Here is a 23,983-nt window from a genome sequence, read left to right as displayed (position 1 = left end):
GATGTCGGAGCCCAGTCGGCCCGCTCGTCCTTGGCAGGAATCCCGCGAAAAGGAGCCCCCACCATGGCTAAAATGATCTTCGTCAATCTGCCGGTCAGCGATCTCGCCCGCTCGACCACTTTCTATCAGGCGATCGGCGGCGAAAAGAATCCGCAATTCTCTGATGACACCGCGTCCTGCATGATATTTTCCGAGACCATCTACGTGATGCTGCTGACGCACGATAAATACCGCCAGTTCACCCCGAAGAAGATCGCCGACGCCAAGGCCACCAGCCAGGTTCTGATCTGCCTTTCTGCCGACAGCCGTGATGCAGTGGACGACATGGTCGGCAAGGCGCAAGCCGCGGGCGGCGGCGCCGATCCGGGCCCGAAGCAGGATTACGGCTTCATGTACGGCCGCAGTTTTGAAGGTCCCGACGGTCACCATTGGGAGGTGATGTGGATGGACGTCGCGGCCGCAACCGCTGCGCAGTCCGCCACGGCCGCCGCCTGATATCGAACGCAGAATCGTAGGGTGGGCAAAGCGACTTGTCTGCCGTAGAGCGAAGGCGGAGGCGTGCCCCACCGTTCACGACAACGGTCTACGGTGAGTAGGTGGGCACGGCGCAAGTACGTCTTTGCCCACCTTATACTTCTATCAGACCTCATCCTGAGGAGCGTGCATCGCGCGCGTCGCGAAGGATGAATGGCACCAGTGGGGCCTCGTGGTTCGAGACGGCGCTAAAGCGCCTCTCACCATGAGGGTTTAATGGTGCTGCACTCTGCTAATAACTAATCCGCAGCCCCACGCCGCCGTGAATCGTGTTGCCGACCGGCTGCGGGCCGGCGGTGCCATTGAGGAAGAGGTCGGCGACCCAGCCCTTGGTAATGCGGAAGCCAAGCCGGCCGCCATATTCGAACCAGCCCTGATTGCCGATGACAGGCACGATGGTGCCGTCACCGGCCACGGTGGCGACGATGCCGGAGCGTGTCCCGAACGATTGCACCCACCCGCCGTTGATGTTGGCCTCGACGCTTGAGCCGAACAGGTGCGTCCACTGTCCGCCGATCTTGACGAGGCTGGTGCGATCGGTGCCCGTGGCGATCGAGGCTTCAAACGGGTTGAATGCGGCCGCAGGGTCCGTATAGCCCTTCACGCGTTGCCATAACTGCCAGAGCTCGACGTAAGCTGCGGCTTCATCGCGCGGCGAGAACCGGCTCATCCAGCCGGCGCGGCCGTAGACGGCATAATTCTCGCTCGACGTCGAGCTTTCCAGCGATACCGCGCCGAGTCTCGTCGTGTAGCTGCGCGAGTAGCGCACCTTCTGGAACGGCGACAGGATGGTGCCGATATCGAAGAACGGCCGCGACGATCCCCAGTCGACGAAATCATAACGTAGCGCGAATGCCCCGATCGGCGCGCTGGTGACGCGGTAGCCGCCTTCATTGTACTGGGTATAGGCGATGCCCGCCAGCAACGAGAAATTCGGCGTCAGGTTCTTGCGACCGTGAATGCCGGCCGAGAACGAACCCGCCGAGCCGAACGCGCTAATGCAATCGTTGCAATTGACCTGCTCGTTGACCCCCAGCAGCACGTTGCCGAGAACGCGGTTGGTGATTATCTGGTTGAAGCGTTGTCCGGCCAGGTCGTTGATCGATCCGACGTTCGAACCGGGCCCGGCTATCGGCGGCGCGTTAGTGCTTGGCGCCGACGTAGGGCTTGGCGTCGGAGTTGGGGAAGCCGATGGCGTCGGCGCGGGGGTCGGACTCGGCGTCGGCGAAGGCGACTGCGCCCACGCAGGCGATGATTGCGTCGCAAGAAGCAACAGAAAGAGCGCCGCGGACGGCAGAAGGCTGCGGGGAAAATTCGCCATGGTCAGCGCCCGCACAGCATGGCGGTGGGATCGCTGCCGTCATCGACAATGGCGGGTGTTGCATCGGCATATTGCGTCTTGCTGCAAAGCCCTGCCGCGGCGCTGCAGGTTGCAGCAAACGTCCATGGCGGATTGCTGGTCTTCTTGATCGTCGATCTGCCGCCGCCGCTCGAGGTGACGATGGCGGTCTCGCCGAGCCGGGTGAGCTGGATGCACTCGAAGCTGACCGTGCAGACCGAGGCCGCGCCGTCCTGCAAATTGACGATGGTCTGGCCGCGCTGCGACAGGATATCGAGCGTGGTGCCGCGCACGCCGATGGTCGCCAACGGCGTCGTGATCTTGTAGGCCGCCTTATCCGAATGGCCGGTGACGAAACGAAACGCGCCCGAAGTCAGGCGCACCGCGATCTCGCGGTAGTGATGGTCGTCGTCGAAAACGGTGCGATCGAGCTTGAGCGTAGCGTTAGGTCCGAGCGAGAGGTTGGTGCTGTCGGCCATCACCAGCCGGGTTGCGCCGTCGACACCGGTGCGCACGGTTTCATCGCGGAGCAGCCCATCGCCGACCTTGATCTGGGTGGTCGAAGGTCCGGCAACCCGGAGCACTTCATCCTTCACGACGGCCGCTTCACCGACGCGCGCTTGCGCGTACGCGGGCATAGCCATCAACGCAGTTACCAGGCCAATTACAGACAACGAGCAAAAGCACTTACAGAAATACATTTCAAAACCGTTCGATTTCATCGCGACATCGCACCGGGTCGCACGCGCGTTTCGATGTGGCAGAATTATCACTCGCACGGCTTACTGGCCCGCGGGTTAGTGATTGCGAAATCGAAACGCGTTCAATGCGATGGACATAAAAATCTGGAGCCATCACACTCAAATTTGCCGCAATGTCAGTTGGTCCCCCTATTCCGTGTGTCCGTGAAGCCAATAGCCCGATCACCTTCCGACTTGTCCGATTCGATGATGCGCACTGGCATCACCGCGGGCCTCCTGTTCGTTCTCGCGCATTTTGCGATGCTGGTCGGTGTCACCACGCCGGAGAAATTCTATTTCGACGAGGTGCATTACGTCCCGGCGGCGCGGCAGATGCTCGAGCCGGTGATGCAAGAGCCGATGCTCAACCCGATGCATCCACCGCTCGCCAAGCAGCTCATCGCGCTGTCGATCCATTCATTCGGTGACCGGCCGTTGGGGTGGCGCTATCCCGGCGTCCTGTTCGGATCGCTTGCCGTTGTTGCGGTGTATCTGTGTGGACTGGCGCTGTTCGCCGCACAGGGGCCCGCCATCGCGGCGAGCCTGCTCGCCTTTTTCAACCAGATGCTGTTCGTGCAATCGCGGATCGCGATGCTGGATATTTTTGCGCTCGCCTTCAGCCTATTCGCCCTCGCGGCCTTCGCGCATGGATTTCGAAGAGAGCGGCCGCATCTGTGGTTCGCGCTTGCCGGGATCGGCTTTGGCCTGTCGGCCGCCTGCAAATGGAGCGGGCTGTTCGTGCTCGCGGTCTGCATCGTCATCGTCGCCGTGATCCGCTTGATGCAAAGCTGGCGCACTCAATTCGCAGATGCCGAGCCGGGAGATTGGTACCGGCCCGATCTCTGGTCCGGTTTCAAAGCCTGGCATTTCGCCGTCTGCCTCGTATTTATTCCGGCTGCCGTTTATCTTGCCACCTTCATTCCGCTCTACGGATTGTCGGTTCCGGATATTCTGCAGGCGCAACGCCGCATTTTCAGCGACAACACGACGAGTGCGATTGCAGGCCACACCTATATGAGTTCATGGCCGTCCTGGCCGTTCCTGGTGCGCCCGGTCTGGTATCTCTTTGACAAGGTCAATGAAGACCGTATCGCCGCCGTGGTCTTCCTCGGCAATCCGCTGATCCTGTGGCCAGCGCTGATTGCGGTTGCGATCTGTCTGCGCGACTGGATCGTGGCGCGGCGGGACGACGCCTTCCTGATACTGGCGTTCTATTTCGGCCCATACCTCGCATGGGCATTGCTGCCGCGAACGCTCGGCTTCATCTACTACTACCTGCCGGCGGCGACTACGGCGAGTTTTGCGCTGGTGTATGCCTTGAGGCGCGGCAGCATGCCACCTTGGCTGCTGTGGGCCTATGTGGCGATCGGTTTTGCTGGCTTTGCCGCAATGTTGCCGATATCGGCCGCGTTCATAGGCACTTCGATGGCGACGTTCAGCCGTCTGATGATCTTCCAGAACTGGATTTGAAGGATCATCTGCGCTGAACGCCCGTTGCGGCGCTGACGGCTTCGGCCGAATGCTTTGATCGCGGCAATGAAAAATCCGCCTGCCACTGGCGGCAGGCGGATCGGCTTTCAAGACCTCACTTCGAGGCAGTCTTGGTATCCATGTTGACGACCTGAACGCGGCGGTTGATGGGGTCCATCGGCGCACTCGCATCCTTCGGCTTGGTCTTGCCATAACCGACCGTCACGAGATTGGAACCGGCGATGCCGTACTTCTCGGTCAGGTACTTCTTGATCGTATCGGCGCGGCGTTCGGAAAGATCCTGGTTATAGGCCTCGCCGCCGATCGCGTCGGTATGACCGGCGATCACGAAGGTCGAACCCTTTAGGCTCGAATCGGAAAGCGCCTTGCCGAGCTCCTGCACCGCGGAAACCGAGTTCTTTCTGATGTCGGCCGAATTGTAGTCGAACTGGATTTCGAGATCGATCTTCGGCTTGCTCGCGGCAAGTTCCGCAATTTCCTGGCGCTCGCCGAGCGACAGCGATCGGGTCTTGCGGTTGCGGAGCGATTCGACGAAGCCGATTTCCTTGGCCTTGGCGGCGGCCTCCACCGGCTGCTGCGGGCCGGTCGAGAGGCCACGGGTCGCGCCCGGCTTAGGCTTCAGGGCGTCCAAAATTTTGTCGGCCGAGACGGTATCTCCGGCGACAGCCAAGCCCGCCGTCATCGACAGCGCGGCGGCGATAGTCATGATGGAAAAAAAGCGGGTCATTGTCCTAATCCTCACTGTTAATGCCTGCAAAACGGCGTGCATGATGTTTTGATGCTGTGACGATAGGACGGGTTCAAAACGAGCAATGTGACTCAAATCACAGTAGTGAAGTGAAGGTCGAGCTTTCCATAGAGACACTTTCAACCGCCGCTCCAGCGGGTCGGAGGCGGCAAATTCGGCGGACGATCGCCCGGCCTTGCCTGCGTGATCTGAATCGCCGGGTGCGATCGATTTCGATCGGGAAATCGGTCGCGCGATCTTGCAGGGTGTAGTCGGGCCACCGGAGCTGCCTCGACCGGAAGCAGTGCTGCGATCCCCAGCGTCGCCTGATCATTTTCGGCATCACCTCCGGGATTTCACCGAGGCAGTCGCGGTGCCCAGCCATCCGAACTTCGTTATCTCAACGCCGTGCAGCAGACGCCGCAAGCTCGTTGGGAAACCAATGTCCGCCAACTGATCTCAAGCGCCGCTTCCGACGCTGTCGACTTTCTTCATTCACAAAAAAAAGCGAGTCCGTCGCGCGAGCGCCGATCTGTGGACAACAAAACGGCCAGATGCGTCTCTAGCAAAACTACTCACAAAAAATCTGAAGAAGAAATCGTTCGGGGCAACCAAACGGGCGGGGCGGTGTTACAGTCAGTCAAACGTCAGCGTGAGTATCTGGGCTATCGTACCAGCGCATCGGAGCCTGCCGGTTCCGGAAGTTCTATGCCAACACTGATCGGCGCGGCGATGATCGCCGCCGCAATTTTGCTGTCGACGCTGATCAACGCGCTCGGCAGCCGGTATGTCGGGTTCGAAAGCCCGACAGAGGAGAGCGCGTGGCTGGTCGATCGTCTCACCGGCCATGTCTACAAGTGCCATGCGCCCCAGCCCGGCCGCGCCTCCTGCGAGGCCGAGATCGCAACCGGCAGCGTCGGAGAGCGGCAGAAGCGGTGAGGTGAGCTGGCGCGGTGAGGCGGCGGTCTGGGAACCCGGGACTCCTCACGCCCGCGAATCCCGCTACATTGCCGTGCGATGCCCCGCGCGACTGAACCCCGTCCGTTGACCAAAACCGAGGCCCGGCGAATCTGGCTGCATGCCCAGCGGCTCGATACCAGCGAGCCGTTTGGCGCCGGACCGCAGGCGGTGGCGGCCGCGGTCGACCATCTCGGCTATGTCCAGATCGACACCATTCATGTCATCGAGCGCTGTCATCATCACATTCTCTATAGCCGCATCCCCGCTTACGCCCGCGCCGACCTGCACCAGGCGCAGAGCGTCGACAAAAGTGTCTTCGAATACTGGACCCACGCCCTGTCCTACGTGCCGGCCAAGGACTTTCGCTTCTTCGTTCCGGCAATGCGAGAGCACCGGCGTAATGGCCACCAGTGGTTTGCTTCCGTCAAGCCGGAGGACACCCGCAAAGTGAGGCGGCTGTTGCGGCGCGACGGCGCACTGACCATCCGCGACATCGACGACGACGTTCTGGCCGAGAAAGAGCATCTGTGGCAGAGCCGCAAACCCTCGAAACGGGCGCTGCAGCTTGCCTTCTACACCGGCGAGGTGACAATCTCCGAACGCACCGGCATGCTCAAGACCTATGAACTGATGACGCGGCATTTTGGCTGGGACAAGCTGCCGAAACCGGCGACTTCGGTGGAAATCACCGCCTACCTGCTCGACCGCGCGCTTCGATCCCAAGGCGTCGTCAGCCTGGATTCCGTCTGCCATCTCGACGCGCCGAGCAAGCCCGCCGTGCGGCGCCTGATTGAGGCGCGGGTGCGGCGCAAGGAATTGGTGCGGGTCGCGCTCGAAGGCGCCGGCAAGCAGGAGCATTGGGCCCGGCCGGAAGTGCTGGAGCTAAATCCGTCGGCAGACGTGGGCGATGGCGCGGTGCACATCCTGTCGCCGTTCGATCCCCTGATCATCCAACGCAAGCGCACCGAACTGTTCTTCGACTACGGCCACCGCTTCGAGGCCTATGTGCCGAAGGAGAAGCGCCTGTTCGGCTATTTCGCGCTGCCGGTGCTGGTCGGCGAAGACATAGTCGCCGCCATCGATCTCAAGACCGACCGACAGAACAAAAAGCTGCTGATGCAGAAGTGGAGCTGGGTCGGCAAGGGCGCGGCGAGGGCGGCGCGCAAAGACTACAAACAGCGCATCGAGGAAGAGCTGGATCGCTTCGAGCGGTTTCAGTTGGCCGATTAGAGTTTCCGTCGGGGAACCCGCCGCCACCGGGTTTGTTAGTTCCATGCTGCACAACGCGGGGAGGCGACATGGGCAAGGACAAATCGATTCTGGAAAAGTTCACCGACACGGTGAAGGACATTGCAAACACCGCGACAGAAGCTGCGAGCCAGGCGCTGAAAGCGGACGAGCCGGGCCTGAAGGCCGATGAACGCGCGGCGGCCTATGTGCCGCTCGCCGCCGACGGCCTCGTCTCCGATCCCTTGATGGTGCCACCGGTTGCAGCCGCGCCTGAACGACGGAAGCGCGCGGCGAAGAAACGTCGCGGCGCGCCGCCAGCCAAGGCGAGTAAAGCCGGAGCTGCCAAAACTCGAGCTGCCAAAACACGAGCTGCCAAGACTCGAGCTGCCAAGACTCGAGCCGCCAAGGCTCCGACTGCGAAGGCCCAGAGCGCCAAGACTCGAACCGCACAGGCGCGGACCGCCAAAAAGACGGCAAAGAGGTCGGCCGCAACAAAATCGAGCAGCCAGAAATCAAGACCGGCGAGTAGGCCTGCCAGAAGCGCGAAGAAGACCACCGCAAAGAAGTCTCGCAAGAAAGCTCGACGTGCCTGATGCGCGGATGGCAGGCGAGGCGACAGCCGCTCGGCCGGATGGAGGGAGTGCTCTAGTCGGGGGAGATTCGCTCGGCGTGAAGGCCTCCCAAGCTTCGTTGCGCCCGTCCGGGCTAAGACTCGGCCGGTCCGGAGAGCAATTTCCCTTGAGAAGCAATTACCTCTTAAACCCCATCTCGCTTCACGAATTCATGATCACTGACGAATATTGACATTCATCAGTCGCCATTCAATACTCTTCATCAGATCCTGCGATGGAGAGTTCGATGTTCGCCCGGTCCGTTTTCTCTAGCTATTACAGGCTCTTGACAGGAGCATTATTAGCATTTGCGGTCTTCGTCTTGGCCGGTTGCAACGAGGTGGCCGAAACGGCTGCTCCCGGACGCCCGGTTCTGGTCGCCACCGTGCATTATGCTGCCGAGACCCCCGAGCGCAGCTTCGTCGGTACCATCCGGCCCCGGATCGAGACCGACATGGGGTTCCGCGTCCCTGGCAAAGTTGCCCGGCGTCTGGTCGAGGTCGGCCAGACCGTGGATGTCGGCCAGCCGCTCGCCACCCTCGACGAGGTCGATCTGAAGCTGCAGGCCGAGCAGGCCGAGGCCGAATTCCGCGCCGCCACCGGTGTGCTGGCGCAGGCCAGCGCTTCCGAGCAGCGCGCCAAGGATCTGCGCGCCAAGGGCTGGACCACGGATGCGCAGATGGATCAGAGCCGTGCCGCTGCTGACGAAGCCCGCGCGCGCTTCAATCGCGCCGAGAGGCAGGTCGAACTCACCAAGAACTCCCTGTCGTATGCAACGCTGGTCGCCGATACCCGCGGCGTGGTGACCGCGACCTTGATCGAGCCCGGCCAGGTTGTGGCCGCCGGCCAGACCGCGGTGCGCGTCGCGCGCTTTGCCGAAAAGGAGGCCGTGGTCGCGATTCCCGAGACGCTGGTAGGCCGCGCCAAGTCCGGCACGGCCTCCGTGACGCTGTGGTCGGATTCGGAAAAGAAATATGCCGCGAAGCTGCGTGAGATCGCGCCGTCCGCAGATCCGGCGACGCGGACCTATCTCGCCAAATTCTCGCTGCCGGAAGCCGACGACAAGGTCTCGCTTGGCATGACCGCGACGCTGACGCTGGCCGATGCCGCCACCGAGCGCGTCGCAAAACTGCCGCTATCGGCGCTGTTCAGCCAGGGCAGCAACCCATCGCTCTATATCGTCGACGATTCCGGCGCGATCGCACTGAAGCCGGTCGTGGTGAAATCCTATGAAAGCAATTCCGTGGTGATCGCCGGCGGCGTCAACGAAGGCGCCAAGGTGGTTGCGCTCGGCGTACAGAAGCTCGATCCGGCCCAGAAGGTCCGGGTGGTGTCGTCGCTGTCGTTCTAGCCCGTCAATTAATCGGCGCCGTCATTGCGAGGAGCGAACACGACGAAGCAATCCATAGCGCCACGAGTGGATGAATGGATTGCTTCGCTTCGCTCGCAATGACGGTGGAAACGGAAGCGAATTTCGAAGTTGGAGAGTGACATGAAGCGCTTCAATCTCTCGGGCTGGGCGGTGAGCCATCCGACCCTGATCCTGTTCCTGATGATCGCGCTCGGCGTTGCCGGCTTTTTCTCCTATGAGCGGCTCGGCCGCGCCGAAGACCCATTCTTCACGGTGAAGGTGGTGAACGTTTCCGCGATCTGGCCCGGCGCGACCGCACAGGAAATGCAGACACAGGTCGCCGATCCCATCGAGAAGAAGCTGCAGGAATTGCCGTTCTTCGAGAAGGTACAGACCTATTCGAAGCCGTCGTTCACGGCGATGCAGGTCACGTTCAAGGACTCGACCCCGCCAAAGGACGTGCCCTATCTGTTTTATCTGTTGCGCAAGAAGCTCGCCGACGTGCAGGGCCAGTTGCCCGCCGGCCTGCTCGGACCGAATGTCAACGACGAATTCTCCGACGTCGATTCCATTCTCTACATGATGACGGGCGATGGCGCCGATTACGCGCAGTTGAAGAAGGCCGCCGAAGGCATGCGCCAGCGCCTGTTGAAGGTTTCCGGCGTCACCAAGGTCAATCTCTACGGCACCCAGGACGAGCGCATCTTCGTCGAATTCTCCCACGCCAAGCTCGCAACGCTCGGCATCACGCCGCAGGCATTGTTCGATTCGCTCGCCAAGCAGAACAACGTCACTCCGGCGGGCACGGTGGAAACCTCCGCGCAGCGCGTGCCGCTGCGCGTCACCGGTGCGCTCGACGGCGCCAAGGCGGTCGCGGAAACCCCGGTCGAAAGCAACGGCCGCGTGTTCCGGCTCGGCGATATCGCGACCGTCACCCACGGCTTCGTCGATCCCCCGACCTTCGTCGCCCGCCAGGAAGGCAAGCCTGCGATCGGCATCGGCGTCGTCACCACCAAGGGTGCCAACATCCTCGAGCTCGGCAAGGACGTCGAGAAGGCAACGAACGATTTCATGAAGGCGGTGCCGCAGGGCATCGAGGTCGAGCAGATCGCCGACCAGCCGAAGGTGGTCGAGCGTGCCGTCGGCGAGTTCGTGCATTCCTTCATCGAGGCGCTGGCGATCGTGCTGTTCGTGTCGTTTGTCGCGCTCGGCTGGCGCACCGGCATCGTTGTCGCGATGTCGGTGCCGCTGGTGCTCGCGATTGTTTTCATCGTCATGAACGCGATGTCGATCGACCTGCATCGCATCACGCTTGGCGCACTGATCATCGCGCTCGGCCTCCTGGTCGACGACGCCATCATCGCCGTGGAAATGATGGTGGTGAAAATGGAACAGGGCTGGGACCGCGTCCGCGCGGCATCCTTTGCCTGGGAATCAACTGCGTTTCCGATGCTCACGGGGACGCTGGTCACGGCCGCTGGCTTCCTCCCCATCGGCTTTGCCAATTCGGCGGTCGGCGAATATGCCGGCGGCATCTTCTGGATCGTTGCGATTTCGCTGGTCGCCTCCTGGTTCGTGGCAGTGATCTTCACGCCCTATATCGGCGTCAAGCTCTTGCCCAACATTGCCGTGCACCACAACCACGATCCGCACGCGATTTACGAGACGCGGATGTATCGGGGCCTGCGCGCTGTGGTGCAGTGGTGCGTCGACCATCGCATCAAGGTCGTGGCAGCGACCGTCGGCGTGTTCGCGCTGTCGATCGTGGGCTTCGGCCATGTACAGCAGCAGTTCTTCCCGCTGTCCGAACGACCCGAGCTGTTCCTGCAGCTGCGCCTGCCGGAAGGCACCGCCTTCAACGTCACGGAAAAGTCGGTCAAGAAGGCCGAGGCGCTGCTCAAGGACGACAAGGATGTCGCGACCTACACCGCCTATGTCGGCCAGGGTTCGCCACGCTTCTGGCTCGGCCTCAACCCGCAACTGCCTAACGAGGCCTTTGCCGAGATCGTGATCGTGTCGAAGGACGTCGAGGCCCGCGAGCGCATCAAGGCGCGGCTGGAGAAGGCGGTAGCCGAAGGCGAACTGAGCGAAGCGCGCGTGCGCGTCGATCGCTTTAACTTCGGTCCGCCGGTCGGCTTCCCGGTCCAGTTCCGCGTGATCGGCCCCGATCCCAATACCGTGCGCGACATCGCCTACAAGGTACGCGACGTGATGCGGCAGAACCCCAACGTCACCGAGCCGCAGCTTGACTGGAACGAGCAGTCGCCTTACCTCAAGCTCGTGGTCGATCAGGACCGCGCCCGCGCGCTTGGCCTGACCCCGCAAGACGTCTCCCAGGCGCTCGCCATGCTGATCTCGGGCGCGCCGGTGACGACGATCCGCGACGGCATCGAGAAGGTCGGCGTGGTCGCGCGCGCGGTTCCGTCAGAACGGCTCGATCTCGGCCGTGTCGGCGACCTCACTGTGACCTCGCGCAACGGCGTCGCCGTGCCGCTGCAGCAGATCGCGCGGATCGAATATTCGCATGAGGAGCCGATCATGTGGCGGCGCAATCGCGACATGGCGATCACGGTGCGGAGCGACGTCGTCGACGGCGTGCAGGCGCCCGACGTTACCAACCAGATCTCACCGAAGCTGAAGGAAATCAGCGACCATCTCGAGCCGGCCTACCGGATCGAGCCGGGCGGAGCGTTCGAGGAATCTGCCAAGGGCAATGCCTCGATCGCCATGCTGTTTCCGTTGATGGCGCTGGTGATGCTGACGCTCTTGATGATCCAGTTGCAGAGCTTCTCGCGTCTGATCCTGGTATTCTTAACCGCGCCGCTCGGCATCGTCGGCGCCTCGCTTGGTCTCAACATTGCCAACCAGCCGTTTGGTTTCGTGGCGCTCCTCGGCCTGATCGCGCTTGCCGGCATGATAATGCGCAACGCGGTGATTTTGGTTGACCAGATCGAGGCCGACGTTTCCCAGGGCATGACGCGAAAGGAAGCCATCGTCGAAGCCACGGTCCGGCGGGCTCGCCCAGTGATCCTGACGGCGCTGGCGGCGATCCTGGCCATGATCCCCCTGTCGCGCTCCGCCTTCTGGGGGCCGATGGCGATCACCATCATGGGCGGTTTGTTTGTTGCAACCTTCCTGACCTTGCTGTACCTGCCAGGCCTTTACGCCCTGTGGTTCAGGAAGAGCCTGGAAGAAAGCGGCCAGGCCGAGCAGCCTGATCTTGCGGCGCAGCATCAGGCCAAGGAGCATCCGAAGGGACCGCACGCAATTCCGCTTGCCGACGCCGCAGAATAATTGAACATTGAGAGCTGACATGACGCTGATTTCGGAACACATCGAGACCGACACCCGCGAGAAGATTCTCGTGGTGGCGGAGCGTCTGTTCAGGCAGATCGGCTACCAGAAGACGACGGTCGCCGACATCGCCAAGGAACTGCGGATGAGCCCCGCTAACGTCTATCGCTTCTTCGATTCGAAGAAGGCGATCCACGAGGGCGTGGCGCGGACCTTGATGGGCGAGGTCGAGGTCGAGGCGCAACGGATCGCGCAGGCGGCTGGGCCAGCGTCGGTCCGCCTGCGCCAGATGATCAAGACCATCAACCGCATGAACACCGAGCGTTATGTCGGCGATTCCAAACTTCATGAGATGGTCGAGATCGCGATGCAGGAGGACTGGGGCGTCTGCGTTGCCCATATGGAGATGATTGCCCGGACCATTGGCCAGGTGATCGGGCAGGGCGCCGCTTCCGGCGAGTTCGAGGTTGCCGATTTGCAACTCGCCTCGCTGTGCGCTTGCACCGCAATGATGCGCTTCTTCCACCCCCAGATGATCGCCCAATGCGCCACCAAGCCGGGCCCCTCGATCGACCAGATGATCGACTTTGTCATCGCCGGCCTCTCGCCGCGCGCCAAGGCGAATTGACGCATTCGTCAGTTGACTCTTCCGTCATTGCGAGCGAAGCGAAGCAATTCATTGGCTTCGCACGACCTGGCATGGATTGCTTCGTCGCTTTGCTCCTCGCAATGACGCAAAAAGGAACAGTCCCGGCGTGACTACCCAAGACCTGCATTTCTACGAGCCGAAGAACGGCCACGGCCTCAAGCACGATCCCTTCAACGCCATCATCGCACCGCGCCCGATCGGGTGGATTTCCTCGCGCGACGGCAACGGCAACATCAATCTGGCGCCCTACAGCTTCTTCAATGCCTTCTGCTACGTGCCGCCGATCATCGGCTTCTCGTCGACGAACTGGAAGGACAGCGCCGGCAACATCCAGGAAACCGGGGAGTTCGTCTGGAATCTTGCCACCATGGATCTGGCGAAGCAGATGAACGCGACCGCCGCGCACGTTGCCCGTGATGTCGATGAATTCAAGGTTGCGGGGCTTACGGCGGCGCCCTGCAAGCTGGTCAACGTGCCGCGCGTCGCCGAAAGCCCGGTCGCGTTCGAATGCAGGCTGACGCAGATCATCCAGTTACAGGGCAAGAACGGCGAAAAGGCGCAGGCCTGGCTGACACTGGGCGAAGTCGTCGCCGTGCACATCGACAGGGCCTTCATCAAGGACGGCGTCTACCAGACCGGTCTGGCCCACCCGATCGTCCGCGCCGGCCGCCGCGGCGATTATTTCGAGATCAAGCCGGAAAACATGTTCGAGATGATCCGGCCGGATTGATTGTTCGTTGGGTATCGGCCTCGCTTATGCGAGCGACCGTGAGGCTACGAGAAACAACGGCTGCAAAGGCCGCCCTTTAGCAGGGGCGGCCTTTGGCTTGTGGCTCAGAAAGCCACGCAGACTTGCGTGAAGCTAGCAGCCGCACTTTTGCAACCCGCTATTCCGCGACAGCCTCTCCCGAGCCACCAAACTCGGCCGGAAAATCCTTGAGCTTTGGCAGACCGTCCCGCATGCGCAGAACCGCTTCGGCGTAGTTGACGTGAACGCCCGGCTTGAAATCCAGGGTCGGAATAGTCGCCGCGAACACGTCGACCAGTCCGAGCGGCGGATGATTGGTCATCAAGTGACCGCCGCACTTCCGGCAGTACTTGCGCTCGCTGAGCGGCGTCTTCTGGAAAGTCGCGATATTCTCGGCTCCCGTTTCGATCTCGACCGCCTCCGGCTTCCATAGGCTGAAAGCATTGACCGGCCCGCCAGACCACGAGCGACAGGAACGGCAGTGACAATAACCCATCGCCTCGGGGTCGCCCTTGACCACCAGTTTTACGGCTCCGCAAAAACAGCTTCCGGCGTGATCCATTTGTTTTTCCTCCCGCAGTTGAACAAGTCATCTTGATTGTCAGGAAAGCTTTGGCTGTCTCCAGTTCCAGGACTGTACTGGGGGATCAGCTTGCAAGCTTCTTCTCTTTGGCAAACGGGCTGAGACCGAGCCACGTCTGCATCGCCGACGCGATATGCCGGTCTCCGGTCAGCAGCATGCGCTTGCTGGCGACCGCCGCGCGAACGGTATCGAGCCCCATCCAGATCGCGGTCATGCTTCGCAGGTCGACTGACACGTAGAGGTCAACGTCGAATCCGGGGTCGACTGAGCAGAGATCGACGCCATCCTTCGGGTCGACAATTAGCCACCAGGCGCGCTGCGCGGCCGAAAGCTCGGGGTAAACGAACTGAACGACGTTTCGGCCGCGCGGCATCGGCGTCGGATTCAGATTCCGGCGCATATCCCACATTAGAAGTTGAACGTCGAGATGCTGGAGCGACAAGTCCGCTTCGATCCGGCGCTGGCCCCAGATGCCAAATGCCTCGACGATCGGCCCAAGTTCTCGCCCGGAAGCGGTCAGGCGATATTCGACTGCGCCGGAATCCGCTTGCGACGCTTCACGGGCGACAATTCCTGCGGCTTCAAGATCCTTGAGCCGCCGTGAGAGCAAGGCCGGCGACATCCGCGGCACGCCGCGGCGCAATTCGTTAAAGCGCGTCGATCCGGCGACCATTTCCCGGAGCAGGACAACGGTCCAGCGCGTGCACAGCACTTCCGCAGCCATCGCAACCGGGCAGAACTGCCTGTAGCTACCTTCGGCCATGCTTCTCTCCATCTGGCTGACGAGCAATCCTAGTCATCAAAGGCAGACGCTTCCAGTTCAGTTTCTGTACCGGGTCCGATTCATTCCGTGAAATGGCCGCTGGATACTCCGCTTGGTAACTCGCGGGAATGCGGGCTTGGGCTTGCCTGAACCGGGCTCTCAGGCCGCAAATGAAAATCTAGATGATGAGGACCTTCCATGACAAAATTTCCTAGCGATCGAACGGTCGTGCTGACGTGCTTTGCCGCGCTCGGTGGAGCGGTGCTTCTGGGCGCCGCCATTACCCCCGTTGTTGCCGCGACAATCACACGCAGCGCCGACGTGAAAGCATCCGCCTCGACCGTATGGTCTTTAATCGGACCGTTCTGCGCGATCAAGAACTGGCTGCCGCCGGTCGGCGAATGCATCGAGGATGGCAAAGCGCCACCGACCCGCGTTCTCGTGACCAAGGACCGCAAGGCCGCGTTTGTGGAAATGCAAACCTCGAGGAACGAGAATGAGCACAGTTACTCCTATTCGTTCCTGTCCAGCCCGCTTCCAGTCTCCAACTACAAGGCGACGATCAAGGTGACAGCCAAGAATGATGGGTCTTCGACCATCACGTGGATTGGCTCCTATACTCCCGACGAGGGAAACGAAAAGACTGCCAGTGACGCGTTGATCGGCGTCTACGAAGCCGGCCTGGCTGAGATCAAGGCCAGGCTCGCCAAGTAACGCGGCAGCCAGTTCGGCTGAAGCCCGCCCGGCCGGCCATGAACTCTCCGCTGGTCGCCGGCCGCCTTCCGAGACACTTCGGGAGGGAACTCCGACCCGTCGAAATCTTTATCGTCGGTATTTCGGAGATTGCCTATGATCCGCTTGTTGGCCGGGCTGATCCTGCTCGCCTGTCTTGTCCAGCCGGCCCTTGCGGGCCTCGACGCGGCGGCGGTCAACAATGCGGAGTTCAAGGGCAAGCCGCCCGCCGACGACAAGATCGATCCTGTCGTGGTCAAGGCTCAGGTGCTGCTCGACCGTGCTAATTTCTCGCCCGGAGAGATCGACGGCAAGCTCGGCGAGAATGCCCAGAAAGCCTTGCGGGCGTTCGCCGAAGCCAAGGGCCTGGTCGTCAATCAGCAGCCGCTGACCCCGGAGATCTGGAGCGCTTTGATTGCGACCAGCGCGGATGCCATCGTGGTCGACTACACGATCGCAGCGGCAGACGTGAAGGGGCCGTTCCTCAAGAAGCTTCCCGCCCGGATGGAAGACATGAAGGGATTGAAGGCGCTCAATTACACCAGCCCGCGCGAGGCCATCGCTGAAAAATTTCATATGAGCGAAACACTGCTCGCAGCCCTCAACCCCGGCAAGAAATTCGACCAAGCCGACCAGACGATATCGGTAATCAATGTGATCGCGAAAGAGACCAAACCAATTGCAACCCGTGTCGAGGTCGACAAGAGCTCCCAGACCGTCAAGGCGTTCGCGGATTCCGAACTGATCGCCTTCTTTCCTGCAACCGTCGGAAGCGAGGAAAAGCCGACCCCGAGCGGCGTGCTCAAGGTGATCTCAATCGATGCCCGCCCGCATTATCGCTACAACCCGGATTATAAATTCAAGGAAGTCAGATCCAAACGCGCCTTCACGATCAAGCCCGGGCCGAACAACCCCGTCGGATCGCAGTGGATCGGACTTTCCGCGGAAGGCTATGGCATTCACGGCACGGCCAATCCGTCGAAAGTTAGCAAGGCGGAATCTCATGGCTGCGTGCGTCTCACCAATTGGGACGCCGATAAGTTGGCAAAGCTCCTCAAGAAGGGCACCGAGGTGGCGTTCGTCGAGCAGCAGGCGGCGAGCCGGAAGTAATTTTTTCCGGAGGCAATGCCACCAGATCATTCGTCCGTGGCAAACGCGTCGTAAACCAGCTTCTTGAACGCGGGCGTAATGCGTCCACGTTCGTTCTGGGTCTGCTCAAGCAGGATGTAAATCATGTCCAGCTTTGGGTCGACACCGAAATAGGTGCCGCTGCCGCTATCCCATTTAAGTTCGCCGATCGAACCCGGCGGCGGCGGTTTCGCATTTCCCGGATCGGTGCGCACGGCAAAACCATAACCGTAGCCGAAGCCATCTCCGGGAAAGTAGTAATAATCCCGCGCAACGCCGGAGCCGGGCCCGATATGGTCCGACGTCATCGACCTGAATGCTGCCGGGCTAAGATAGCGTTTGCCGTCGAGCTGCCCGCCATTGAGAATCATCTGGGCAAAACGGACATAGTCGTTCAGCGTCGAGACCAACCCGCCGCCGCCGGACTCCCATTCGGGATGAGCGCGACGTTCAGCCTCCGCGAGTTTCAGGATGGTATCGCTTGGCAGCGGCTCCGCCATCCGCGCGCGCTCGTCGGCACTTTCCAGCACGAATTTTGTACTGGCCATGCCGAGCGGATCGAAGATGTGCTGCTTTTCAAATTGATAGAGCGTCTGTCCCGATACGATCTCGATGATGCGCCCGAGGACGTCGGTTGAATGTCCGTAACGCCACAGCGTCCCGGGTTGCCGCGCCAAAGGCAATCTGGCGATGCGCTCGGCAAACACCTTGTTGTCGTAACGTCCATCGAAAAGGCCTGATTCCGAATAGGCCTTCATGATCAACTTGCCACCGATATAATCGTACGTGATGCCCGACGTATGGCGCAGCAGGTCCATAATGGTCACTGGCCGATCTGCCGGGACAAGCTTTAGAACGTTCTTGCCGTCAACATTATCAGAACCGACGGCCACCTTCGAGTCGGCAAACCCGGGAATGAATTTGGACACGGGATCGGCGAGCGAGAGCTTGCCTGTGTCGATCAACATCATCGCCGCGACACTGGTAATCGGCTTCGTCATCGAATGAAGTGCAAAGATCGTGTCAGGTGTCATCGGAGCCTTGGTCTCGACATCCTGAACGCCGAAACATTTCAGATAAACCGGCTTGCCGTGTTGCTGGATCAACACGACGGCGCCCGGCAACCTCCCCGTTGCAACCTCATTGCTAAAAAATTCAGTGATACGTTCGAGCTTGCTCGGTGACGGCGCGGGGACTTTGGCGGCCTGGTTGGCTGCTGCCATGTCAGTCCAGATTGCCAATAACAAGACCGCAGCTAAAAGTCGTTTTGCGCGAGATCCCGCGGTGCAATGCAACATCTGTCGCGTCAGCGTCTTCATTTTGATTTGCCCCGCGGACCGACTGATTGCCGGAGAATTCGACCAATTGTCGAGTGATTAGCATGTCGCGCACCTTGCCGCCACGCGGGCCATTGCCCCAAGCGCGACGATGACGGAGCCTCCCGACAAACATGCGTTGGACGAGTTAATGCCATCTTCGGCTGCAAGCTTGAACCGGGGCTGAAATCAAAAGCGGCTCTCGCAACCGGGCACGGACCGGACTAACCTCAAGTTGCCAGGCCGGATCAACGGCCGGCGAACAGATTGGGAGGATTCGATGACACGCCAGGAGCGGCGCGATTCACGACAGCATGATCCAGAAGTCGCGATTTCGCGACGAACGCTTGTCCAGGGTTTGGCGGTATGCGCCGGTGCTACCGTCACAGGAGCCGGCAGCGCATTGGCCCAGACCGGCCCGGTGGCGCCTCCGTCAACAGTCACCAGCCCGCCACGTGATTTCAGTCCGCGCGGTGCCCCCACCACCTATTTCTGGGACCCAGATATCATCGCGGTGGATCCATCATTCAACGATCTCGCCCAGCCCAATACGGCGATCAAGCGCCTCTACACCGGCCTGTTGTGGGCCGAAGGCCCCGCCTGGAGCGCGCAGGGGCGGTATCTTCTGTGGAGCGACATTCCCAACAACAGGCAGATGCGATGGTCGGAGGATGACGGTCACGTCAGCGTCTTTCGTACGCCGTCCAACAATTCTAACGGCAACTCGTTCGATTTCCAGGGACGACAGCTTTCCTGCGAGCATCTCACCCGGCGCGTCGTGCGCTATGAGCATGACGGCACCGCGACCGTGCTGGCCGACTTGTACAACGGCAAAAGGCTGAACTCGCCGAACGACGTCGTCGCTCATCCCGACGGCAGCTACTGGTTCACCGATCCGCCGTATGGCGGGCAGCTCTATGAGGGTGAACCTGATGTTGCGGGAGGCCCGAGCAATTCCGGCGGCAAGCTCAATCCGCGGATCGGCCAGCCGGCAGGCTTCGTGCCGGGCAAGCGCGAACTGCCGACCAACTGCTATCGCATCGATCCCTCCGGCCGTATCGATCTTGTCGTGACTGAGGAACAGGTGCCCGATCCCAACGGCCTCTGCTTCTCGCCCGACTACAAGAAGCTGTATGTCGCCTCTACCGGCAAGGGACCGGGCGATACAGGCGCAGGCGGCAAAGGCGACATGTTCGTGTTCGACGTCGGCACCGACAACAAGCTGACCAACCACAAGCGGTTCAGCGATTTCGTGGTCGACGGCGTGAAGTGCGGGCCGGACGGTGTGCGCTGCGACGTCAATGGCAACGTCTGGTGCTCGAGCAATGCCGGCCGTGCTGTCGGCTATAGCGGCGTAACTGTGTGGTCGCCCGAGGGCAAGCTCCTCGGCCGCATCCGTCTCCCCGAAGTGTGCGGCAACATCTGCTTCGGCGGCCCCAAGCGCAACCGCCTGTTCATGGCCGCGAGCCAGTCGCTCTACGCCGTGTACACGGCAACGCAGGGCGCAGGGCCGGGCTAGCTCGTTCAGCCTCACCACGTCATTCCGGGCTCTCGCTCAGGAGCCCGGAATGACGGGCAGCGATTCATTAAAATTCTCCACAAATTGACAACCGGCAGTCAACCGTTCGGGCAAAAGCTGGGCACGTCTAAACCCTGCTTTTATGGCGCGTGCTGCACCCTCCTTTTCAAGAAAAAGGAGAGGCTTTTGCACCAATGCCCGTATTCAAATATTTTACCGTCGTAGGATCGACGCTGCTCGTTTTCTTGTTTATTTCGCACGCTTATCTCACCGACGACGAAAGCAATTTGCGGTTTGACGGATCGCTGTATACCAGCGCGCTTTACGCGCCTCGCGTGGAGGAAACCCGGTCGACCGCGGAGCTTCGCTTTACCCGCGATGTCACGCCTGCCGTTCGTGTCAAGGAAGTATTTGCCGTGTTCGTCCCCAACGAGCGACGACGCAATAAGCGTGATTCATAACACCGGTGTGTCCGCGGTTGAGACATGCGGGCATTCCCGAGCGGCATCCATCCGGTAACATTGCCGGTCTCTAAACGTCGGACAATGCACGCATTTTGGAACGGGCCCGGGCCTCCGCCGTTATCTCCAAGTTTATCAATTTCGCTTCATTCCCGATGCGAAGCGTCGCCGAAACCCGTGCTTTTCAGCTAGGATGAACCCATGTTTGGTACAGGTGAGGCGAGACGTCGCGCTCCGATCATGAGGAGGTCGCCATGAGCTTCCGCCGCGATTTGATCAGCAAGCCGATCTTCGCTTTCGCGCGTAGCGCAATGCCAGCGATGTCCGATACCGAGCGCGAAGCGCTAGAAGCGGGCGACGTCTGGTGGGACGCCGACCTCTTCACCGGCAATCCCGACTGGTCGAAATTGCTGGCGGTAGCCCCGGCGACGCTGACTGAAGAAGAAAAGGCCTTTCTCAACGGCCCCGTCGACGAGCTTTGCGCCATGCTCGACGAGTGGAAGATCAATTGGGAATGGCGCGACCTGCCGCCGGAAGCGTGGTCCTTCATCAAGCGCTACAAATTCTTCGGTATGATCATTCCGAAGGAGTTTGGCGGGCTTGGTTTCTCGCCCTATGCCCATTCGGAAGTGGTGCGAAAGATTTCCTCGCGCTCGCTCACCGCCGCCGTCACCGTGATGGTGCCGAACTCGCTCGGGCCCGGCGAACTCCTGATGCGCTTCGGTACCAAGGAGCAGCAGGATAGATGGCTGCCGCGGCTCGCCGAAGGCGCCGACATTCCCTGCTTTGGCCTGACCAGCCCCGAAGCCGGCTCGGACGCGGCCTCGATGGTTGACACTGGCGTCATCTGCAGGAGCAATTTCGAGGGGCGTGAAGTGCTGGGCTTGAGGCTGAACTGGCACAAGCGTTACATCACGCTCGGTCCCGTTGCGACCCTACTCGGCCTGGCCTTCAAGGCCTATGATCCCAACCATCTCGTGGGTCAGCAGGAAGAACTCGGCATTACCGTCGCCCTGATCCCGACTCATTTGCCCGGTGTCGAGATCGGCCGTCGCCATCTGCCGGCGATGCAGGTGTTCCAAAACGGTCCGAACTGGGGTCGCGATGTGTTCATTCCGATGGACTACATCATCGGCGGGCAGGAGCGGTTGGGCCAGGGTTGGAAGATGCTGATGACGGCGCTGGCCGCCGGCCGCGGCATTTCGCTGCCGTCATTGTCGGCCGCGGGGGCTGCTTATGCGGCGCGCACCACCGGCGCCTATGCCCGAATCCGCGAGCAGTTCGGTATCTCCATCGGCAAGTTCGAAGGCATCGAGGAGCCGCTCGCCCGTATCGCAGGCACTGCCTATCTGCTCGATGCCGCGCGGCGGCTGACCTGTGCGGCGCTCAATCAGGGGCACCATCCCGCCGTCATCTCCGGCATCATGAAGCTGCACGCCACCGAGCGGATGCGGACCGTGATCGACGATGCCATGGACATCCATGGCGGCAAGGCCGTGATCGACGGACCGAAGAATTACATGGGCAGCCTCTATCGCGCGGTGCCGGTCGGCATCACCGTCGAGGGCGCCAACATCCTCACGCGAAATCTCATCGTGTTTGGCCAAGGCGCGATACGCGCGCATCCATTCTTGCTCGATGAAATGAACGCGCTGGGTGAGGTCGACCGCGCCAAGGGCTTGGAAGCCTTCGACAAGGCGTTCTGGAATCATGTGGGCCACAGCTTCAAGACCATGTTCCGCGCCTGGGGCCGGAGCTGGAGCGGCGGTCTGTTTGCGCCCGCGCCCGATGCCGGCGAGGCGACGCGATTCTATCGCCAGCTCTCGCGCTACTCGTCGGCGTTTGCGCTGTGCGCCGACATGGCGCTGCTGACGCTGGGCGGCGCGCTCAAGCGCAAGGAAATGCTCTCGGCCCGGTTCGGCGATATTCTCTCCGAGCTCTATCTGTTGTCGGCTGTGCTGAAACGCTGGCAGGACGAGGGGCGGCAAAGAGAGGATTTCGCCGCGCTCGAGTGGTGCATGGCTACGGGCTTCCGCACTATCAAAAGCCGCTTTGCCGAAATCCTGGCCAACCTGCCGAACCGGTTTGTCGCGGTGATTCTGAAATTCCTGATCCAGCCGTTTGGCGCCAAGGTAATTGGCCCGTCCGACCGTGTAGTGCATCAATGCGCGCAGCTCGTGCTGGAGCCGTCGGCGGCGCGCGATCGACTCACCCCTGATCTGTCAGCAGTCGATGATGATGGCGGCATTGCGCGGCTGGAGAAGGCGTTCCGGCTGGTGACTGCTGCGGACGACGTTGCAAAGCAGATGCGCGCCGCGCGCCTGCATGACTGGAAGGAAGCGGTGAAGAAGGGGGTCATCACCCAGGCCCAGGGCGAGAAGCTGCACGCTGCACATGAAGCCGTTGCCAAGGTGATTGAGGTCGATGATTTCGCCCCTGAGACGTTGTCGCCAATTTACAGGAAGGACGCCGACGTGCATCAGTTCTTCCAGGAACTGGGTAAGGAGAGGGCGGCAAGCTGATGGCACGACCGGTCTTTATCGTCGACGGCAGCCGGACGCCGTTCCTGAAAGCGCGCTCCGGTCCGGGCCCGTTTACGCCGGTCGATCTTGCCGTTCAATGCGGCCGGCCGCTGCTGGCGCGACAACCCTTTGCGCCATCGGCGTTCGATCAGGTCATCCTCGGCTGCGTCAACGTGATCGCCGACGAGATGAATCCGGCCCGCGTCGCGGCGCTTCGGCTCGGCATGGGCGAGAAGATGGTCGCCTTCACCGTGCAGATCAATTGCGGCTCCGGCATGCAGTCGATCGACACGGGTTACCGGTACATCCGCGAGGGCCTCTCCGACCTGATCCTCGCCGGCGGCGCAGAAGCACTGAGCCATGCGCCCCTGGTATGGCCGCAACAGGGCGTGCGCTGGTTTGCAGGGCTTGCCGGCGCCAAGGGCATCGGCGCAAGAGTCATGGCGGCGCTCAAGGTCAAGCCGAGCTATTTCAAGCCCATCATCGGGCTGGAGCGCGGCCTCACCGATCCCATCACCGAACTCAATATGGGCCAGACCGCCGAGGTGGTCGGGCATCTCTTCGGCATCACCCGCGCGCAGTCCGACGCTTATGCTGCCGAAAGCCACAAGCGGCTCGCCAAGGCGCAATCGCAGGGTTGGCTCAAAGACGAAGTTGAGACCGCATTCGCGCGCGACGGCAAATTCTACGATCATGACGATGGCGTGCGGCCGGACTCGACGCCGGAGAGCTTGGCGAAGCTGAAGCCGGTATTCGAGCGTCCCTGGGGCAAGGTCACCGCCGGCAATTCCTCACAGATCACCGATGGCGCGTCCTGGGTAATCCTCGCGTCCGAAGAGGCCGTCGCCAAGCACGGGTTGACGCCGAAGGCGGCCATTCTCGACAGCCAGTGGTCGGCGCTCGATCCCGGCATTATGGGCCTGGGTCCGGTGCTGTCGGCGACCGAATTGTTGAAGCGCAACGAGCTGACGCTCGGTGACATCGAGACCTGGGAATTGAACGAAGCCTTCGCGACGCAGGTGCTGGGCTGTCTCGCCGCCTGGAATGACGAAAAGTTCTGCAAGGAGATTCTCGGCCTCGATGGCGCGGCCGGTGAACTCGACCAGACCAGGTTGAACGTCGATGGTGGCGCGATCAGCCTTGGTCATCCCGTGGGCTGCAGCGGTAACCGTATCGTGCTGCATTTGGTCAATGCCATGAAGCGATTGGGTACCAGGCGCGGTATCGCCACCGAATGTATCGGCGGCGGGCAGGGCGGTGCGATGCTGATAGAGACGGTGTGAGC

General features: G+C 61.3%; 21 protein-coding genes. 15 read left to right on the top strand and 6 right to left on the bottom strand.

Translation table 11 applies throughout. The features are described 5' to 3' along the window. Positions 1–63 precede the first annotated feature (63 nt). Positions 64–495, top strand: coding sequence for a VOC family protein (locus tag HCN58_RS21310; protein ID WP_171581361.1), 432 nt, complete (start codon positions 64–66; stop codon positions 493–495). 271 nt (positions 496–766) lie between these two features. Here the strand turns inward: HCN58_RS21310 and HCN58_RS21305 are convergent, their stop codons facing one another. After that, positions 767–1,855 carry a hypothetical protein gene (locus HCN58_RS21305; RefSeq protein WP_171581360.1) on the bottom strand — a complete coding sequence of 363 codons (1,089 nt, stop codon included), beginning with the start codon at positions 1,853–1,855 and terminating at the stop codon, positions 767–769. Positions 1,856–1,857: 2 nt separating this feature from the next. Continuing rightward, positions 1,858–2,517: a FecR family protein gene (locus HCN58_RS21300; RefSeq protein ID WP_235983778.1), complete on the bottom strand. Its 660-nt coding sequence runs from the start codon at positions 2,515–2,517 to the stop codon at positions 1,858–1,860. A gap of 306 nt (positions 2,518–2,823) precedes the next feature. Here HCN58_RS21300 and HCN58_RS21295 point away from each other — a divergent pair, with 306 nt between their 5' ends. After that, positions 2,824–4,083, top strand: coding sequence for a phospholipid carrier-dependent glycosyltransferase (locus HCN58_RS21295; protein WP_376701200.1), 1,260 nt, complete (start codon positions 2,824–2,826; stop codon positions 4,081–4,083). A 115-nt stretch (positions 4,084–4,198) separates the two neighbouring features. Here HCN58_RS21295 and HCN58_RS21290 read toward each other — a convergent pair whose 3' ends face one another. Then, entirely contained in the window at positions 4,199–4,831 is a 633-nt protein-coding gene (locus tag HCN58_RS21290; protein ID WP_171581359.1) for an OmpA family protein, read from the bottom strand. Positions 4,832–5,539: 708 nt separating this feature from the next. Between HCN58_RS21290 and HCN58_RS21285 the strand changes: the two genes are divergently transcribed. The 7 genes from HCN58_RS21285 (at position 5,540) to HCN58_RS21255 (ending at position 13,656) form a co-directional block, all read left to right on the top strand. Beyond that, a complete protein-coding gene (locus HCN58_RS21285) occupies positions 5,540–5,770 on the top strand; it encodes a hypothetical protein (RefSeq protein ID WP_171581358.1) in 231 nt (76 codons plus the stop codon). A 78-nt stretch (positions 5,771–5,848) separates the two neighbouring features. Then, positions 5,849–7,021 (top strand): winged helix-turn-helix domain-containing protein, encoded by a 1,173-nt coding sequence (locus HCN58_RS21280; RefSeq protein ID WP_171581357.1) that lies wholly within the window; start codon positions 5,849–5,851, stop codon positions 7,019–7,021. A 68-nt stretch (positions 7,022–7,089) separates the two neighbouring features. After that, the gene (locus tag HCN58_RS21275) at positions 7,090–7,614 is read left to right on the top strand and encodes a hypothetical protein (protein WP_171581356.1); all 525 of its coding nucleotides are present in this window, start codon (positions 7,090–7,092) and stop codon (positions 7,612–7,614) included. 265 nt (positions 7,615–7,879) lie between these two features. After that, positions 7,880–8,983, top strand: coding sequence for an efflux RND transporter periplasmic adaptor subunit (locus HCN58_RS21270; protein ID WP_171581355.1), 1,104 nt, complete (start codon positions 7,880–7,882; stop codon positions 8,981–8,983). Between the two features lie 141 nt (positions 8,984–9,124). Next, positions 9,125–12,277 carry an efflux RND transporter permease subunit gene (locus HCN58_RS21265; protein ID WP_171581354.1) on the top strand — a complete coding sequence of 1,051 codons (3,153 nt, stop codon included), beginning with the start codon at positions 9,125–9,127 and terminating at the stop codon, positions 12,275–12,277. Between the two features lie 19 nt (positions 12,278–12,296). Next, positions 12,297–12,905 carry a TetR/AcrR family transcriptional regulator gene (locus tag HCN58_RS21260; protein WP_171581353.1) on the top strand — a complete coding sequence of 203 codons (609 nt, stop codon included), beginning with the start codon at positions 12,297–12,299 and terminating at the stop codon, positions 12,903–12,905. Positions 12,906–13,032: 127 nt separating this feature from the next. Then, positions 13,033–13,656 (top strand): flavin reductase family protein, encoded by a 624-nt coding sequence (locus tag HCN58_RS21255; RefSeq protein WP_171581352.1) that lies wholly within the window; start codon positions 13,033–13,035, stop codon positions 13,654–13,656. A gap of 157 nt (positions 13,657–13,813) precedes the next feature. Here the strand turns inward: HCN58_RS21255 and HCN58_RS21250 are convergent, their stop codons facing one another. Next, positions 13,814–14,236, bottom strand: coding sequence for a GFA family protein (locus tag HCN58_RS21250; RefSeq protein ID WP_171581351.1), 423 nt, complete (start codon positions 14,234–14,236; stop codon positions 13,814–13,816). Positions 14,237–14,321: 85 nt separating this feature from the next. After that, on the bottom strand, positions 14,322–15,020 hold the full coding sequence (locus HCN58_RS21245) for a winged helix-turn-helix transcriptional regulator (RefSeq protein WP_171581350.1): 699 nt from the start codon (positions 15,018–15,020) through the stop codon (positions 14,322–14,324). Positions 15,021–15,218: 198 nt separating this feature from the next. Between HCN58_RS21245 and HCN58_RS21240 the strand changes: the two genes are divergently transcribed. Continuing rightward, the gene (locus tag HCN58_RS21240; protein WP_171581349.1) at positions 15,219–15,734 is read left to right on the top strand and encodes an SRPBCC family protein; all 516 of its coding nucleotides are present in this window, start codon (positions 15,219–15,221) and stop codon (positions 15,732–15,734) included. Positions 15,735–15,869: 135 nt separating this feature from the next. Further along, the gene (locus HCN58_RS21235) at positions 15,870–16,862 is read left to right on the top strand and encodes a L,D-transpeptidase family protein (protein ID WP_171581348.1); all 993 of its coding nucleotides are present in this window, start codon (positions 15,870–15,872) and stop codon (positions 16,860–16,862) included. Positions 16,863–16,888: 26 nt separating this feature from the next. Here HCN58_RS21235 and HCN58_RS21230 read toward each other — a convergent pair whose 3' ends face one another. Beyond that, the gene (locus tag HCN58_RS21230) at positions 16,889–18,103 is read right to left on the bottom strand and encodes a serine hydrolase domain-containing protein (RefSeq protein ID WP_235983807.1); all 1,215 of its coding nucleotides are present in this window, start codon (positions 18,101–18,103) and stop codon (positions 16,889–16,891) included. A 373-nt stretch (positions 18,104–18,476) separates the two neighbouring features. Here HCN58_RS21230 and HCN58_RS21225 point away from each other — a divergent pair, with 373 nt between their 5' ends. From HCN58_RS21225 to HCN58_RS21210, 4 genes are all read left to right on the top strand, one after another. Continuing rightward, entirely contained in the window at positions 18,477–19,715 is a 1,239-nt protein-coding gene (locus HCN58_RS21225) for an SMP-30/gluconolactonase/LRE family protein (RefSeq protein ID WP_171581347.1), read from the top strand. A gap of 194 nt (positions 19,716–19,909) precedes the next feature. After that, positions 19,910–20,176: a hypothetical protein gene (locus HCN58_RS21220; protein ID WP_171581346.1), complete on the top strand. Its 267-nt coding sequence runs from the start codon at positions 19,910–19,912 to the stop codon at positions 20,174–20,176. 254 nt (positions 20,177–20,430) lie between these two features. Continuing rightward, positions 20,431–22,698, top strand: coding sequence for an acyl-CoA dehydrogenase (locus tag HCN58_RS21215; protein WP_171581345.1), 2,268 nt, complete (start codon positions 20,431–20,433; stop codon positions 22,696–22,698). Continuing rightward, a complete protein-coding gene (locus HCN58_RS21210) occupies positions 22,698–23,981 on the top strand; it encodes an acetyl-CoA C-acetyltransferase (protein WP_171581344.1) in 1,284 nt (427 codons plus the stop codon). The genes HCN58_RS21215 and HCN58_RS21210 overlap by 1 nt, the downstream gene beginning before the upstream one ends. The last annotated feature ends 2 nt before the right edge of the window (positions 23,982–23,983 follow it).

The sequence above is a fragment of the Bradyrhizobium australiense genome (genome assembly GCF_013114825.1).
GTDB lineage: Bacteria > Pseudomonadota > Alphaproteobacteria > Rhizobiales > Xanthobacteraceae > Bradyrhizobium > Bradyrhizobium australiense.
The sequence above is the reverse complement of the archived record's forward strand: the minus strand, read 5'-3'. Positions and strand labels throughout refer to the sequence as shown.

Excerpts from the sequence above, each read along its gene's own strand:
- HCN58_RS21210 (WP_171581344.1), top strand. The coding sequence starts at position 22,698 with ATGGCACGACCGGTCTTTATCGTCGACGGCAGCCGGACGCCGTTCCTG.
- HCN58_RS21260 (WP_171581353.1), top strand. The coding sequence starts at position 12,297 with ATGACGCTGATTTCGGAACACATCGAGACCGACACCCGCGAGAAGATT.
- HCN58_RS21285 (WP_171581358.1), top strand. The coding sequence starts at position 5,540 with ATGCCAACACTGATCGGCGCGGCGATGATCGCCGCCGCAATTTTGCTG.
- HCN58_RS21270 (WP_171581355.1), top strand. The coding sequence starts at position 7,880 with ATGTTCGCCCGGTCCGTTTTCTCTAGCTATTACAGGCTCTTGACAGGA.
- HCN58_RS21300 (WP_235983778.1), bottom strand. The coding sequence starts at position 2,517 with ATGGCTATGCCCGCGTACGCGCAAGCGCGCGTCGGTGAAGCGGCCGTC.
- HCN58_RS21235 (WP_171581348.1), top strand. The coding sequence starts at position 15,870 with ATGATCCGCTTGTTGGCCGGGCTGATCCTGCTCGCCTGTCTTGTCCAG.
- HCN58_RS21280 (WP_171581357.1), top strand. The coding sequence starts at position 5,849 with ATGCCCCGCGCGACTGAACCCCGTCCGTTGACCAAAACCGAGGCCCGG.
- HCN58_RS21265 (WP_171581354.1), top strand. The coding sequence starts at position 9,125 with ATGAAGCGCTTCAATCTCTCGGGCTGGGCGGTGAGCCATCCGACCCTG.
- HCN58_RS21275 (WP_171581356.1), top strand. The coding sequence starts at position 7,090 with ATGGGCAAGGACAAATCGATTCTGGAAAAGTTCACCGACACGGTGAAG.
- HCN58_RS21225 (WP_171581347.1), top strand. The coding sequence starts at position 18,477 with ATGACACGCCAGGAGCGGCGCGATTCACGACAGCATGATCCAGAAGTC.
- HCN58_RS21305 (WP_171581360.1), bottom strand. The coding sequence starts at position 1,855 with ATGGCGAATTTTCCCCGCAGCCTTCTGCCGTCCGCGGCGCTCTTTCTG.
- HCN58_RS21295 (WP_376701200.1), top strand. The coding sequence starts at position 2,824 with ATGCGCACTGGCATCACCGCGGGCCTCCTGTTCGTTCTCGCGCATTTT.
- HCN58_RS21240 (WP_171581349.1), top strand. The coding sequence starts at position 15,219 with ATGACAAAATTTCCTAGCGATCGAACGGTCGTGCTGACGTGCTTTGCC.
- HCN58_RS21230 (WP_235983807.1), bottom strand. The coding sequence starts at position 18,103 with ATGGCAGCAGCCAACCAGGCCGCCAAAGTCCCCGCGCCGTCACCGAGC.
- HCN58_RS21290 (WP_171581359.1), bottom strand. The coding sequence starts at position 4,831 with ATGACCCGCTTTTTTTCCATCATGACTATCGCCGCCGCGCTGTCGATG.
- HCN58_RS21250 (WP_171581351.1), bottom strand. The coding sequence starts at position 14,236 with ATGGATCACGCCGGAAGCTGTTTTTGCGGAGCCGTAAAACTGGTGGTC.
- HCN58_RS21220 (WP_171581346.1), top strand. The coding sequence starts at position 19,910 with ATGCCCGTATTCAAATATTTTACCGTCGTAGGATCGACGCTGCTCGTT.
- HCN58_RS21310 (WP_171581361.1), top strand. The coding sequence starts at position 64 with ATGGCTAAAATGATCTTCGTCAATCTGCCGGTCAGCGATCTCGCCCGC.
- HCN58_RS21245 (WP_171581350.1), bottom strand. The coding sequence starts at position 15,020 with ATGGCCGAAGGTAGCTACAGGCAGTTCTGCCCGGTTGCGATGGCTGCG.
- HCN58_RS21215 (WP_171581345.1), top strand. The coding sequence starts at position 20,431 with ATGAGCTTCCGCCGCGATTTGATCAGCAAGCCGATCTTCGCTTTCGCG.